This window comes from Paenibacillus aurantius (genome assembly GCF_032268605.1).
Taxonomy (GTDB): domain Bacteria; phylum Bacillota; class Bacilli; order Paenibacillales; family NBRC-103111; genus Paenibacillus_AO; species Paenibacillus_AO aurantius.
The window spans coordinates 1642512-1656341 of record NZ_CP130318.1 but is presented as its reverse complement, the minus strand read 5'-3'; the positions used below and the strand labels follow the sequence as shown (position 1 = coordinate 1656341).

At 57.8% G+C, this 13830-nt stretch carries 13 protein-coding genes; 3 read left to right on the top strand and 10 right to left on the bottom strand.

What is annotated here, in order from left to right; all coding sequences use genetic code 11:
* Positions 1-83 precede the first annotated feature (83 nt).
* Positions 84-1760, bottom strand: a complete 1677-nt coding sequence (locus MJA45_RS07965; protein ID WP_315606733.1) for a type 2 periplasmic-binding domain-containing protein — start codon at positions 1758-1760, stop codon at positions 84-86.
* 317 nt (positions 1761-2077) lie between these two features.
* Here MJA45_RS07965 and MJA45_RS07960 point away from each other — a divergent pair, with 317 nt between their 5' ends.
* Positions 2078-2938: an ABC transporter permease gene (locus MJA45_RS07960; protein ID WP_315607962.1), complete on the top strand. Its 861-nt coding sequence runs from the start codon at positions 2078-2080 to the stop codon at positions 2936-2938.
* Between the two features lie 15 nt (positions 2939-2953).
* Complete coding sequence (locus MJA45_RS07955; protein ID WP_315606732.1) at positions 2954-3832, top strand: carbohydrate ABC transporter permease; 879 nt, start codon at positions 2954-2956, stop codon at positions 3830-3832.
* A gap of 163 nt (positions 3833-3995) precedes the next feature.
* Here MJA45_RS07955 and MJA45_RS07950 read toward each other — a convergent pair whose 3' ends face one another.
* The 8 genes from MJA45_RS07950 to MJA45_RS07915 form a co-directional block, all read right to left on the bottom strand.
* Entirely contained in the window at positions 3996-4205 is a 210-nt protein-coding gene (locus tag MJA45_RS07950) for a cold-shock protein (RefSeq protein ID WP_315606731.1), read from the bottom strand.
* A gap of 82 nt (positions 4206-4287) precedes the next feature.
* Positions 4288-4491 carry a cold-shock protein gene (locus MJA45_RS07945; protein ID WP_315606730.1) on the bottom strand — a complete coding sequence of 68 codons (204 nt, stop codon included), beginning with the start codon at positions 4489-4491 and terminating at the stop codon, positions 4288-4290.
* Positions 4492-4760: 269 nt separating this feature from the next.
* Entirely contained in the window at positions 4761-6059 is a 1299-nt protein-coding gene (hemL, locus tag MJA45_RS07940; protein ID WP_315606729.1) for a glutamate-1-semialdehyde 2,1-aminomutase, read from the bottom strand.
* A gap of 40 nt (positions 6060-6099) precedes the next feature.
* Positions 6100-7557, bottom strand: coding sequence for a protoporphyrinogen oxidase (gene hemG / locus MJA45_RS07935; protein ID WP_315606728.1), 1458 nt, complete (start codon positions 7555-7557; stop codon positions 6100-6102).
* Positions 7558-7559: 2 nt separating this feature from the next.
* Positions 7560-8498: a ferrochelatase gene (gene hemH / locus MJA45_RS07930; RefSeq protein WP_315606727.1), complete on the bottom strand. Its 939-nt coding sequence runs from the start codon at positions 8496-8498 to the stop codon at positions 7560-7562.
* Complete coding sequence (gene hemE / locus MJA45_RS07925; RefSeq protein WP_315606726.1) at positions 8499-9560, bottom strand: uroporphyrinogen decarboxylase; 1062 nt, start codon at positions 9558-9560, stop codon at positions 8499-8501.
* Between the two features lie 234 nt (positions 9561-9794).
* Complete coding sequence (locus tag MJA45_RS07920; RefSeq protein WP_315606725.1) at positions 9795-10778, bottom strand: Gfo/Idh/MocA family protein; 984 nt, start codon at positions 10776-10778, stop codon at positions 9795-9797.
* A gap of 86 nt (positions 10779-10864) precedes the next feature.
* Positions 10865-11659: a sugar phosphate isomerase/epimerase family protein gene (locus MJA45_RS07915; protein WP_315606724.1), complete on the bottom strand. Its 795-nt coding sequence runs from the start codon at positions 11657-11659 to the stop codon at positions 10865-10867.
* A gap of 156 nt (positions 11660-11815) precedes the next feature.
* Between MJA45_RS07915 and MJA45_RS07910 the strand changes: the two genes are divergently transcribed.
* Positions 11816-12655, top strand: coding sequence for a helix-turn-helix transcriptional regulator (locus tag MJA45_RS07910; protein WP_315606723.1), 840 nt, complete (start codon positions 11816-11818; stop codon positions 12653-12655).
* A gap of 157 nt (positions 12656-12812) precedes the next feature.
* On the opposite strand, the gene hemB is transcribed toward MJA45_RS07910, so the two are convergent.
* On the bottom strand, positions 12813-13808 hold the full coding sequence (gene hemB / locus MJA45_RS07905; protein ID WP_315606722.1) for a porphobilinogen synthase: 996 nt from the start codon (positions 13806-13808) through the stop codon (positions 12813-12815).
* Positions 13809-13830: the final 22 nt, after the last annotated feature.

Sequence of the window (13830 nt, the reverse complement as noted above, 5' to 3'; positions counted from 1 at the left end):
GGAAATCCTTCTACCGGGCTCTTACATAAGAGGGAAGGAAGAAAGGGGACCTCTTGCTTTAGGAAAGTCCCCTGCCCTACCGGTTATTTGGCTCCTACGCTCTTATACCATTCATTGACTTCCTTCGTAATGGCGTCTCCGCCCTGGGCTTTCCACGTCTGAATGAATTTGTCGTAGGCCTCTACCGGCTCGTCACCGAAGACGATTTTGCTGAACGTTTCCATCTCCAGCTTATTCAGATAATCCCCTTTGTCCGTCATCGTGGCCGTGGCTCCTCCGGTATAAGCGGTCATCACCCGGTTCTGGCGCTGGTTCCACACATTGCTCGAGGATTGAATTTCGATCGGCGGGGCGAGCTGGGACCAGTAGCGCTCGTACGGCGTTTGCGGCTTTCCGTTCTGGGCGAGGTTGACCAGCGCTTTGATGTTCTGGGAAGGAATACGCGGTCCTTGGGTCATCAGCAGGCTGTAGAAGAACACGCGGACGCCTCCTCCCGGGATTTTGGCCAGATCGGTCGTGACCTTGCCGTCCACTTCATCCCAGTCATAGCCCTTCGCCCAGCCGTTCTCGAACTCGCTTCCCGCCTTCGGATCGGCGACGTTGTCAAACAGGTAATTGCCATAGGTAAAGAATATTTCCGGATTCTTCATTTCCTTGTTGATGAAGATCGCCCCGCTGTAAGGATGCGTGGCAAAATGCATCCCTTTCCCGTTCGCCCCGACCGGCAGCTGGAACGTCTGCAGCTCCGCCTTAGGGTCGTTCTTCGTCAGGTCGCCCATCGGCCAGGCCTCGGACCAATACGGGCCGGTGAAGGTGCCCGCTCTTCCGGCGGAAACATAAGAACCGGCTTTGGCTTCGTCCCATACCGGAGCTTCCTTGGGAATGTAGCCCTTCTGCACCCAATCCTTCAGCTTCGCGAGCCCCTGCTTCACGCCCGGCTGAATGGAGCCGTAGGCAAGCGTCCCGTCTGCCTGCTTCTGCCAGATGCCCGGAATCGCCCCGTAAGCCCCGAACAGCCAGCTTACGCCGAAATGGTTTCCGTAGGATTTATCTTTCTTGAAGCCGACCGACAAGCCGAAGGTGTTCTTCTGGCCGTCTCCGTCGGGGTCCTGGTTCGTGAACGCATCCAGTATCTTTTCGTAGTCGTCAATCGTTTTGGGCGGGGCAAGGTTGAGCTTCTTCATCCAGTCGCCGCGCACCCACATAACAGGGTCGTTGTTGTAGTCATAATCGAGGGCGGGAATGCCGTAGCGCTTGCCGTCCCGCGTATATTCGTACCAAACGGTAGGGTCCTCCGCCATCGCTTTCTTCCACGTCTCGCTCGCATACTTGTCAAAAAGGACTCCCGCGTCCTGGAACCGTCCCGATTCGATCAGCAGCCGGGCCATCTCGCCCGATGCATGCACGATATCCGGCATCGGCTCGTTCGCCGACAAGGCGAGCTTCAGCTTCGTGTCATAGGCGTTGTTCGCGTTGACCACCGACCACAGGCTTTTGATCTCAATGCCGAGCTTCTCCTTCGCCCAGCGCGTATGCACGTTGTCGTCGATCGTCTCCCCGTTCTTGAACGTAGCCGGGCCGGGTACTCCCCGAACCGTCGTAATCGTAACGGGCGGGTCGTATTTGCCGTTCGTCATCTTCTGCGACGCCGTTTCTTTCGGCTGGGCGGTGTCTCCGCCCGTTTTGGAGCAGCCGAAGGATGTACCGGCTAATGCGAGCGTAAGCACCGTGACCATCACTTGTCTTTTTGGCAAGCGCAACTTGTTCTCCCCCTTAACCACTAGTTTGGGTCTTCCCCTCAAATCATAAGGGAACTTCCGGGACCGCGAAATAACACTTTCTAAACACGCCATGTTTTTTTATTAACATCGCCGCCCGGCCTTTACAAAACATTATAAGGAGTTAAAAAAACGGTATATAGGCCTCAAAAAGCCTGTGCTAGAATGGGGGCGAGTGCCAATCTGTCCGTAAATGAGGTGTGACCATGAGCACAACTGCGCATCGGGAATCCGCACTTAGCCCGGCTGCCAAAAAACCGCTGTTTGCGAAACTCCGCAAATCGTGGGCGTTTCATTTTATGCTGCTGCCCGGTGTCATCCTGGCCCTTCTGTTCCATTACCTGCCGATGTTCGGCGTGGTCATCGCCTTCCAGGAATACAAGCCCTACCTGGGCGTAACCGGGTCCGACTGGGTCGGCCTGAAGCACTTCCGCGCCATTTTCGAACGGATCGACAGTCTGCAGGTCATCTGGAATACGCTCCTGATCGCGGCGCTTAAGATCGCTTTCATGATTCTCGTCCCGGTCGTGTTCGCACTGCTTCTGAACGAGGTCCGCAAAATGGCGTTCAAGCGGCTCGTCCAGACGCTGGTCTATCTTCCGCATTTCCTGTCCTGGGTTATCCTCGGGGCCATTCTGACCGACCTTCTCTCACCGGAAGGGGGACTGGTCAACCGGGTACTGCAGGAATGGTTCGGGATCCCACCGGTGTTCTTCCTCGGCAACGGAGACTGGTTCCGGTTTACCGTCGTGACAAGTGAAGTGTGGAAGGAGTTCGGGTTCAGCACCATCATTTACCTTGCGTCGCTCGCGGGCATCAATCCCGAGCTCTATGAGGCGGCCGAAGCCGACGGAGCTTCCCGCTGGAAGCAGACGCTTCACATCACCATCCCGAGCTTGGTGCCGATCATGACCGTTTGCGCGACCCTTTCGCTGAGCAGCATTCTGAGCGCAGGCTTCGACCAGATCTTTAACCTGTACAACCCGCTCGTCTACGACAAAGGGGACATTATCGATACGTACGTTTACCGGGTCGGCATCCTGAGCCAGAAGCTCAGCTTCGCCACCGCCATCGGACTATTCAAATCTGTCGTTAGCTGCATCCTGATCCTGTCGGTCTACCGCATCGCACTCAAGACGGCCAACTACCGCATCTTCTAGAAAGGAGGGGGACCCTTGTACCACAAAACGCTGCCCTACCGCATGTTCAGCCTCTTCAATTACGTATTCCTGGCCGTCATCGCCTTCCTGTGCATGCTTCCGCTCGTTCACACCCTAGCCGTCTCGCTGAGCGGCCGCGCTCCGGCCAATGCGAACCTCGTGGGTCTGCTTCCGATCGATTTCACCTGGGACGCCTACCACAAGACGCTGTCCAACGCCAATTTCCTACACTCCCTCTGGATCTCCGTGATCCGGACGGTTATCGGGACCGCGATCGCCATGGCGGTTACCTTCCTCACGGCGTATCCGCTTTCCAAGGAGTCGACTGTCTTCCGCAGCCGGACATGGTATTCCTGGTTCTTCGTTGTTACCCTCCTGTTCGGCGGGGGGCTTGTGCCCACCTACATCATCATCCAGAAACTGGGGCTGATGAACTCGCTCTGGGCGCTGATCCTTCCGGGCGCCATCGATGTGTGGCTGCTTGTGCTGCTGCTTAACTTCTTCCGGGGCATCCCCCATGCGCTGGAGGAGGCGGCGCTGATCGACGGGGCGGGACAATTCCGCATTCTTCTGCTCATCTACCTGCCTCTCTCCCTGCCGGCTATCGCGACCCTTTCCCTGTTCAAAATGGTCGGCCACTGGAACGCCTGGTTCGACGGCCTGATCTACCTGAAAAACATTCAGGATTATCCGCTCGCCACCTTCCTGCAGACGATACTGATCCAGATCGATTCCACCCAGCTCTCTTCTCTCGGGCGCGAGATGGAGAATATCTCCAACAACACGGTAAAAGCAGCCCAGATTTTCATCGGGGCGCTGCCCATTCTGATGGTCTATCCGTTCCTGCAGAAGTACTTTGTGAAGGGAATGGTCGTCGGGTCGGTTAAGGAATAAGCGCAAGCCAAAAAAGGAGATGCCCGGTCTAGCTGGCATCTCCCTTTTTGATCAACGACATAACGGCCGCCGGCTTATCCGCCGCGGCGTCAGGAAAGGCTCCGCCCCTGCTTCCTGTCATTTTGTAAATCCACAAGAAGAAGGAGTTTCGAGTTTTCCGCCCTTACCTGGTTTTCTGGCCCTTGCTGCTGTTAGCCACCGAAGGCAGCCGTTTCACACTGCTCACCATAGCGGAATGGCACAAGGGGCATGACGGGACATGCTCGAAAGCAAAATTATCCCGGATCCATCCTTTGCAGTTTTCATCCCGGCAAGTCCATACCTTGGTTTCTTCATGCGGAAGATCCTCCAGCGGAATTCGTTTGTTATACATAACAAGCCCTCCTTATGATCCCCTGAATAAGAAAAAAGCTGCTCCACCAAGAGGATAGAGCAGCCTTGCGATTAAGCTTGTTTTAGTATACTTTAACTACATTTTCGGCTTGCGGTCCACGGTTTCCTTGAACCACTTGGAATTCCACGCGCTGGCCTTCGTCCAGGGACTTGAAGCCTTCGCCTTGGATAGCCGAGAAATGAACGAAAACGTCGTCTCCGCCTTCTCTTTCGATAAAGCCGAAGCCTTTCTCTGCGTTAAACCATTTCACTGTTCCTGTTTCCATTGTTTGTTGCCTCCTATTCATTGTCAAACCCATTACCTTAAAAAACAAAAATCACATCAGGACAAAAGGCTATCCCCTAACAAATGAGAACCTTTATCCTATGTGACTTCAAGGTTTAAATTTGCTTGTAAATCCATATTACCATAGCTGAGCCTCAATAGCAAACCGGAGGACGGGGTGCCTTCTGGAGGCTGTCGGCCCCTTATGGGAAAGAGCATAGAAAAAAGCCTGAGGAGCCCCAGGCTTTTCCTGTTTCCGGAGGATGGGCCTTACAGTCCTTGGAGAGCCTCGCGGTTCGCGGCTATCGTCACTTCGATATCCTCATCACTGTGCGCCGCGGATACAAACATGCCTTCAAACTGGGAAGGCGCGATCACGATGCCGAGGTCGAGCAAGCGGGAGAAATAACGGGTAAACCGACCCAGATCGGAGGTTTTGGCCGTCTCGTAGTTCACAACCTTCTCCGCCGTGAAGAACGGGCACACCATGGAGCCCACGCGGTTGATCGTTCTGGCCACCCCGGCCTCCTCTGCGTTGCGGCGGAAACCTTCCTCGAGCCGGGCCGCCTTGCGCTCCAGCTCCTCGTACACCGCCGGGGTCAGCAGGCTCAGCGTCGTAAAGCCCGCAGCCATGGCAAGCGGGTTGCCGGACAGCGTGCCCGCCTGGTAGATCGGTCCGCTCGGGGCGATCTGCTCCATGATCTCGCGGCGTCCGCCGTAAGCCCCGACCGGCAGCCCCCCGCCGATGACCTTGCCTAGGCAGGTCAAGTCCGGCGTAATGCCGTAAAGCCCTTGGGCGCAGTGGTAGTCCACGCGGAAACCGGTCATCACCTCGTCGAAGATGAGCAGGCTGCCATAGCGGGACGTTACGTCGCGGAGCCCTTGCAGGAACCCTTCCGCCGGTGGAACGACGCCCATGTTGCCCGCTACCGGCTCCACGATAATCGCGGCGATCTCTTCGCCGAACTTCTCAAAAGCCAGCTTGACCGAATCCAGATCATTATACGGGACGGTAATTGTGTTGACGGCCACCCCCTCCGGTACCCCCGGGCTGTCCGGAAGACCGAGAGTCGCCACTCCCGAGCCCGCTTTGATCAGCAGGGAGTCCGCATGGCCGTGGTAGCTTCCCTCAAACTTTACGATCTTGCTGCGGCCCGTATAGCCGCGGGCGAGCCGCAGGGCGCTCATGGTCGCTTCCGTTCCGCTGTTCACCATCCGGACGATATCGAGCGACGGCACACGCTCGCAGACGAGCCGGGCCATCACCGTTTCGAGCTCGGTCGGCATCCCGAAGCTCGTTCCCCGCTCGGCCGTCTTCTTCAGCGCCTCGACGACCTCCGGATGGGCATGCCCCATAATGAGCGGCCCCCAAGAGCCGATATAGTCGATAAACTCGTTGCCGTCGATGTCGTATACTTTGCTGCCCTGCCCGCGTTCCGCAAATACCGGCGTCAGTCCTACGGATTTAAATGCCCGGACCGGGCTGTTCACCCCGCCGGGGATGACCTTCTTGGCCTCCTCGAAAGCTTCGCGGGACCGGCTGTCCCTCCGGCTGCCTGATTGCGTCATGTGAGCCACCTGCCTTACTCTATGAAATTTGGTTTATGCGTTAACAGCGTCGACCCGGCGTGCCGGTTCCCGCCAAATGAAGCAGACATTCCTCAGCCGCCTCTCGTCCCTGCCGGATGCAATCGGGCAGCCCCACTCCATGAAAGCCAGAGCCGGTGACGAAAACGCCGGGATGCTTCTCCTGAAGCTCCTTCCGGGCCTCCCGGATCTGATCCAGATGACCGACGGGATACTGGGGCATGGAGCGGTACAGGCGGTTGATCTCATGGAAGAGCGGCTCCGCCTCGATCCCCATCAGCTCCCGGACCTCCTGCTTCACCTTCCGGACGATCTCCTCGTCGGTCATGCCGGTCCAGCCTTCCTCGCCGGATCTTCCGACATAGCAGCGCAGAACGACTTTATCCGGCGGAGCGATATGGGACCACTTCGTAGAGGTCCACGTGCAAGCCGTGATGAAGCGGCCCTCCTTGCGCGGAATGACGAAGCCGGAGCCGTCGAAGGACGTCTCGATCTCCTCCGCGTTGTAAGCCAGGATAACGTTGGCCACCGAGATATAGTCCACCTGGCCCAGCCGCTGGACGGCGGGGAGCTCCGGAAGCAGCTCCGCCATCGTGTAATTCGGCAGCGCCAGAATCAGGCTGTCCGTCTCGTACACCTCTCCGTTCTCCATCGTAACCCGGGAGCCGCTTTCCGTCCGATCCACCTTCACCGCCGCGGCGGCCAGGCGTTTCACTCCCTGGAGGGCTTCAAGAAGAGCATCCACCAGCGATTGAAGTCCATTCCGGTACGAGAGGAACATGCTTCCCCTCGCCGCCTCCGGAATCGCCTCCTGGCTCCCGGCCGAGGCGGCGGAAGCTTTGCGGCTTTCCTGCATGCCCTGGATGAGGCTTCCATACTTCTGCTCCGCGTCCTTGAACTGCGGGAAGGTCGCCTGCAGACTCAAGGCATACGTATCGCCTGCGTAGATGCCGGCAAGAAGCGGCTCGGCAATGTTCTCGAGCACTTCCGGCCCAAGCCGCCGCGAGAGAAAATGTCCGAGCGATTCGTCGCCCGGATCCTCGCTTTTGGGAAGGGTCAAATCCTCCAGCGCCCTTGCTTTGCCTTCCGGGGAAACGAGGCCGGTCTCCATAAAAGCGGTCAGATCGGTAGGAATGGCCAGCACCATGCCGGCGGGCATCGGATGAAGCTTGCCGTGATGAAGAATATACGAACGCTTGCCCTTGGCGCCTTGGCCCACCAGCTCGTTCTCGATCCCGAGATCCCGAGACAATTCAATGATCGGGAGCTTGCGGGCCAGAAAGGAATCCGGCCCTTTCTCGAGCACGAAGCCGTCCCGGCGAAGCGTCTCGATGCGTCCTCCCCATTTGCCGCTCTTCTCCACCAGGGTGATCTCCACGGGAACGCCCTTCTCCTTAAACAGCTTCTGCACATAGAAAGCGGCGCTTAATCCCGTGATGCCTCCCCCGATGATCATAACCTTACGGGCAGCTTCCTGCATGACTATCCCTTCCTCTCCACTTCCGCCGCCACCACATCGCTAAGGGTATGCATGTACAGCGGGTCGGTATTAAGCGACTCCGTCCGCTCGAGATGAATGCCAAGCTCAGCGGCTTTCCGCTTTGCCTCGATATCCAGGTCGTACAGAACCTCCAGATGATCGGAAACAAACCCGACCGGGCACACCAGCACGTTCTCCACGGCTTCCTCCCGCTTCAGCGTCTCCAGCACGTCGAGAATGTCCGGTCCTAGCCATGGGGTTGCCGTCCGCCCCGCGCTCTGCCAGGCGAACTGCCATGCCTCCACACCCGCCCGCTCCGCAACGGCTTTTGCCGTTTCCAAAAGCTGCTCGGGGTAAGGATCGTTCATCTCGAGAATCTTCTCCGGCAGGCTGTGAGCGCTAAAAAGAACCCGGATCCCCTTCGCCGGCACCCCCTCGAACAAGCCTAGTGCCTTCTCCACCCTCTCCGTAAGGGCTTGGATAAGCGAAGGATGGGTTTGGTAGCTTCGAACAAAACGGATCGAAAGCCCGGTCTCTTCCGCTTTCTCCTTCGCCCGCTTGATATAGCCGCCTACGCTCATCACGGAATAATGAGGGGCCAGCACCACGCCTACCGCTTCCGTAATGCCGTCCTTCGCCATGGCCTCCACCCCGTCCTCGATGAACGGACTGGCATGCTTAAGTCCTTGGTAGCAGCGGAACTCATACTCCGGGTGCTCCCGGTTCAGCGTTTCTTCCAAGGCGCTTACCTGCTGGTTCGTATTCTCCCTCAGAGGGAAAAAGCCTCCCACGATTGCCTCATAGCGGTCTGTCAGTTCCTTCAGCTGCTCGGCGGAGGGAGGGCTGCCCCGGCGGATATGGGTGTAGTAAGCCTCCACCTGATCTAGGCTTTCGGGGGTGCCGTACGACATCACGAGAACGCCGATCGTCTTCTTCGTCATTTACTTGCCTCCCTTAACGGCCGCCTGAAGAGCCGTCCGCGAATAGTCGTGCACGAAATCGGTCAGCTCCTTCAGCTTGTCGAGCGACGCTTCCGGGAACAAGCCGTGTCCAAGATTGAAAATATACCCGGGGCTCTGGATCCCCTGGTCGATGATCGCTTTGGCCTGCTCCTTGATAAGCGCCATAGGGGCCGTCAGCACGTAAGGATCCAGGTTGCCCTGAACGGCAAACCGGTTGTCCGTCCGGCGCCGCCCTTCCGGAATAGCGACCCTCCAGTCGAGGCCGATGACGTCCGCTTGAAGACGGGTTAAAGTCGGCAGCAGCTCTCCCGAGCTTACCCCCGGGAAGTAGATTTTAGGCTGCTCCAAATGGGAAATCTCCCGGAATATCCGTTCGATGGTCGGAAGCACATACATCTGAAAATCGGAAGGGGACAAAGCTCCAACCCACGAATCGAACAGCTGGACGGCCTTCGCCCCGGCCTGGATCTGAGCCTTCAGATAGGCGATGACCATATCGCCCAGCTTGTCCATGAGCTGGAACCAGACCTTCGGCTCGCCGTACATCATTTCCTTGGTACGGATATAGCTTTTGGAAGGACGGCCCTCGATCAGGTAGCTCGCAATGGTAAAGGGAGCCCCGGCGAATGTAATGAGTGGAACGGTGAGCTCCCGGTCCAGGATCCGGATGGTCTCGAGAATATGGGAAAGGTCCCCTTCCACATCGATCGGGCGCAGGCGGGCGACGTCCTCTGCGGTCCGGATCGGATTGTCGATAACCGGCCCGATGTTCTTTACAATATCAAAATCAATCCCGATGGAAGCAACCGGATTCATAATATCGGAATAAAGAATAGCCGCGTCCACTCCGAGCTTCTTGACGGGCATCAAGGTAACCTCGGCCGCGAGCTCCGGCTGCCGGCAAATTTCGAGCAGGCTGTAGTTCTCTTTAATCTTGCGGTAGTCCGGATCATATCTTCCCGCCTGGCGCATGTACCAGACCGGGAGCACGTCCACCTCCTGCTTGCGGCAGGCGCGGATAAACGTATCGTTGTAAGCCATCAGCGTTCCTCTTTTCTAAGGGACGGCGCCGGAAATCCCTTCCGTACGCTCCCGTTTGCTACTTACAATTATGCCCTATTTGCCTACGGGTAACAACTCGGGAGGACGTCAGAATCCGACAAATCTTTGACAAAGGGGGTGAGGTTTGGCGGGAAATGGCAGACAAAAAGCCGGGCAGCAGAAAAAGCCGGACCTGCTGCCAGGTCCGGCTCCTTGATGAATTCTTCGCCTCTTCTACTCTTCCTCCACGTACGCAACCTGCCCGTTTTCCAGTGCCTGGACGGCCGAAAGGGCGACGGCCAGTGAGCGGACGCTGTCCGCGTAGGTGGAACGGATCCAGGCGGGATTTCCCTCGCGAATGGCCCGGCCGAAAGCCTCCAGCTCCAGCCGGTAAAGGGCGTCCTGGCTTTCGTAGGCCACCGGCTCACCTCCCGCCGTTCCCGTCAGCGTCCCCTTGCCGAGATCGAGCATAAGGTCAAGCTCGTCGGACACGAGCTCCAGCTGCATCCGGAAACCGTTGTAGGCCCAAGAATGGGTGTGGCTCTGCATGATCCCGTTCCGGTATCGAAGGGTAAGGGAGGCGCTGTCCTCCACGGTGAAGTCCTCCCCTTTGGGGACCGTCCGATTTCCCTGAAACCCGGCGGCGGCCTCGATATCCCCAAATAAATAACGGGACAGATCCAGCATGTGGATCGCCTGATCGAAAACCGGACCGCCCGACCGTTCTTTATCAAAGAACCATCGAGGCGAATCCGGCCGGATGGCAAGGCCGTCCAGCATGCAGCTGCGGACCAGTGCGACCCGTCGGCCGGCGATCAGCTCCTTGGCCTTCTGCAGTGCCGTGCTGTAGCGGTACATGAAGCCTACACTGTTCATCACGCCGTATTCCTCCAGAACGTCGCTGATCCGTCGCGCTCCTTCCAGGTCGCGGGCCGGAGGCTTCTCGATGAAGCACGGAATGCCCCGCATGGCGGCTTCTTTAACCAGCTCGTACCGGTGCTGGGGATGGGTGCAGATCAATACCCCATCCGGCTTGGTTTCGTCCAGCATGCGTCCATAATCGGCATAACCGGGAACGGAGAACTTGGTGACGACTTTGGCCAGCATATCGGCATTCAGGTCGCAGGCTCCCACAAGCTCCATCCCCTCGATTGCCTTCAGGCTGCTCATCAGGCCTTGTCCCTGCCAACCCGTTCCTACTATTGCGATACGTACCATGATTGCTAACCCCTTTTCCGTTAGTATCCGTCGTTCCTGCGTGCCGGTTTGATTCCGAACCGGGTTCCATCCCGGTCAGGGCTTCCTTAGGGCTCAAGTTCCAGCTCCTGCTTCAGCCAGCGAAGCCCTTCTGCGCAATCCTCCGTAGGATCATGGTCACCGGATTCCTGCTCAATAGAGACTGTCCCCTCGTAGCCGATTTCCCTCAACGCGTCCACGCAGCCGGCTATGTCCGCCACCCCTTGGCGGAGCGGCACAGAATGATGCGTCCCCTGCTCCCGCACGTCCTTCAGGTGCACGTGCATAAGCTGACCCTTCAGCTGCCGGATGGCTTCCGGTGCCGGAAAGCCTTGGGTAGCGAACCAACCGGTATCCACACAAGCCCCCAGCCAATCCCCGTAATCCCCGATGACCCGCTGGATCTCTTCGGGATGCTTCTCGGGATGGTTCTCCACGACAACCCGGATGCCGTATTCTTGGCATAGTCCGTAAACGGCGGATGCCCCCTCCGGGGACAACCCGCTCGCGATCTGCTTGATTCCGAGCATGTGACAGGCTTCAAAGCACAGCCGCGTCCAGCGCGGCCATTTAACAGGGTCCCCTAGCGAGCACGAATACCCGATGACCTCCAGCTCGTGCCTCTCCCATACCGCCTTCATTTCCTCGGCAAGAAAGGGAGTCATGAATTTAGGAAAAGCATGGGCCATCCAAAGCTCCATATGCCGGAATCCCGCTCCGGCGATATCCCCGCAGATCCGGTCGAACTCCTCGAGGCTCGCCCGTTCGATGACCCTTCGCTCCGCCGCTCCCCACTCGTCCATGCTGGTCCGGTACCCCGTAGCTCTCCCGAAATAATTGGCGCTGATCATCGCGATCTTCACCGCTGCACCGTCCTCTCATCAAAAAATCAATATGGTGACCTCACCTTATTTTATAAAAGGCCTTTCTCCCTTATAATCATATAGAAAACCAGGAGACATTTCGTTCGGTTCCTTGACCAAAACCTTCACTATGTTGATCTTTCAGGAGGCAGACCTATGCTTCTTTTGACCGAAAGCCAGATGCTTGATCCGCGTACAGGAGTCCATTTCGCTTGGCACGATACCCTTCTGTATTTATCCGGAACCCCTCATACCCATGAATACTTCGAGCTGTTCCTCATGGCGGAGGGCAGGCTCCTCCATCGCATCCAAGACAAGATCCTGCCGCTTGCCGAGGGGGAGCTGGTGTTCATCCGCCCTTCGGATGTGCATACCTATGAAAGCGCCGGAGATGCCCCCTCCCGGCTCGTTAACCTGGCGTTCTCCCGCAAAATGGTGGCCGACCTGTTCGTCTACCTGGGACTGGATCTGGCGGCTCATCCCTTGCTCACCTCCCCGCTGCCTCCTTCCCGGCGGCTCGATGATGTCAGCCGGAAGAAGCTTATCCGCCGGCTGGAGCTCTTGACGGAAATCCCCTCCTCCCGCAAGGAAGAGATTCGCCTGCTGGCCCGTTCCCTCATTGCCGAGCTTCTCCATCAGCATTTCCTCCGTCCGGAGGAGCCCGAGGACTGGTTTGAGCGGCTGGTCGGAACGATGAGCGAGCGGGAGCATTTTGTCGCGGGCATCCCCCGGCTGCGGGAGCTCTCCCCCTGCTCCTATGAACACGTCTGCCGGCGCTTCAAGAAGACGTTCGGGTGTTCCCCTTCGGAGTGGATTAACGAAAGGCGGCTCGCCTATGCCGCCAATCTGCTACGCCACACGGACCGGAGCGTGCTGGAGACAGCCGGGGAAGCGGGCTTTGACAACCCCGCTTACTTTCATACCCTTTTCAAGGCCCGCTACGGGGTGACCCCTCTCCATTACCGCAAGCGAGAAAAACGTCTCCTGATCCCCTAAGCCGGACGAACTGCTCTCCTTGAATCGGCTCCCCAATCAAAAAAACCGCCCGATCCCCTAAAGGAACGAACGGTTTTGAGGTTCTTGGAACGAAAATCGTTTGAAACGGAAGGAACGATTTGCCAAAAAGCCTGGCCAGCCCTTAGCGGGCGCGCGCTTACTCGCCCTTCTGCCAGCGGGCGGCATCCTTCGCGTGGTAGGTGATGATCATATCCGCCCCTGCCCGTTTGAAGCCGGTCAGCGTTTCGGTGACGATCGCTTTCTCGTCGATCCAGCCGTTTGCGGCGGCGGCTTTTACCATCGAATACTCGGCACTCACGTTGTAGGCGACAACCGGAAGGTCGAAGTTGTCTTTGACGGAGCGAATGATGTCCATATAAGCCAAAGCCGGCTTCACGATGAGCATATCCGCTCCTTCCACCACATCGGAATCCGCCTCACGGAGCGCTTCCCGGGCGTTCGCCGGATCCATCTGGTACGTTTTGCGGTCACCGAATTGAGGAGCCGAATGCGCCGCATCGCGGAAGGGGCCGTAGAAGGCGGACGCGTATTTCACCGAGTACGCCATAATCGGCGTATGGTGGAAGCCCTCCTCGTCAAGCGCCGTACGGATGGCGTGCACATACCCGTCCATCATGTTCGACGGGGCGATGATGTCCGCTCCGGCCTTCGCCTGCGAAACGGCGGTGCGGGCCAATAGCTCGAGCGAGGTATCGTTGTCGATTTCGGCGCGCCCGGTCGACGGGTGATGGTGAATCATGCCGCAGTGGCCGTGATCGGTAAACTGACATAGGCACGTATCGGCAATGACGAGCAGATCGGGGTACCTTTCTTTGATGAAACGGGTCGCTTCCTGTACAATCCCCTGATCCTCGAAAGCGGACGTTCCCTGGGCGTCCTTCGTCTCCGGAACGCCGAACAGCAGAATAGCCTGAATGCCGAGGCCGACCGTTTCCTCGAGCTCCTCTTGAAGACGGTCAAGCGAGTAGTGGTACACGCCCGGCATGGAAGGAATCTCTTCCTTGATCCCCGTTCCGTGCGTGACGAACAGTGGATAGATCAGGTCGTTTACGGTATAGGCATGCTCCCGCACCAGGTTGCGCAGGGCCCCCGATGTGCGGAGCCGGCGGTTGCGTACGATTGGAAAACTCATGAAAATAACCTCCTTGGATTAA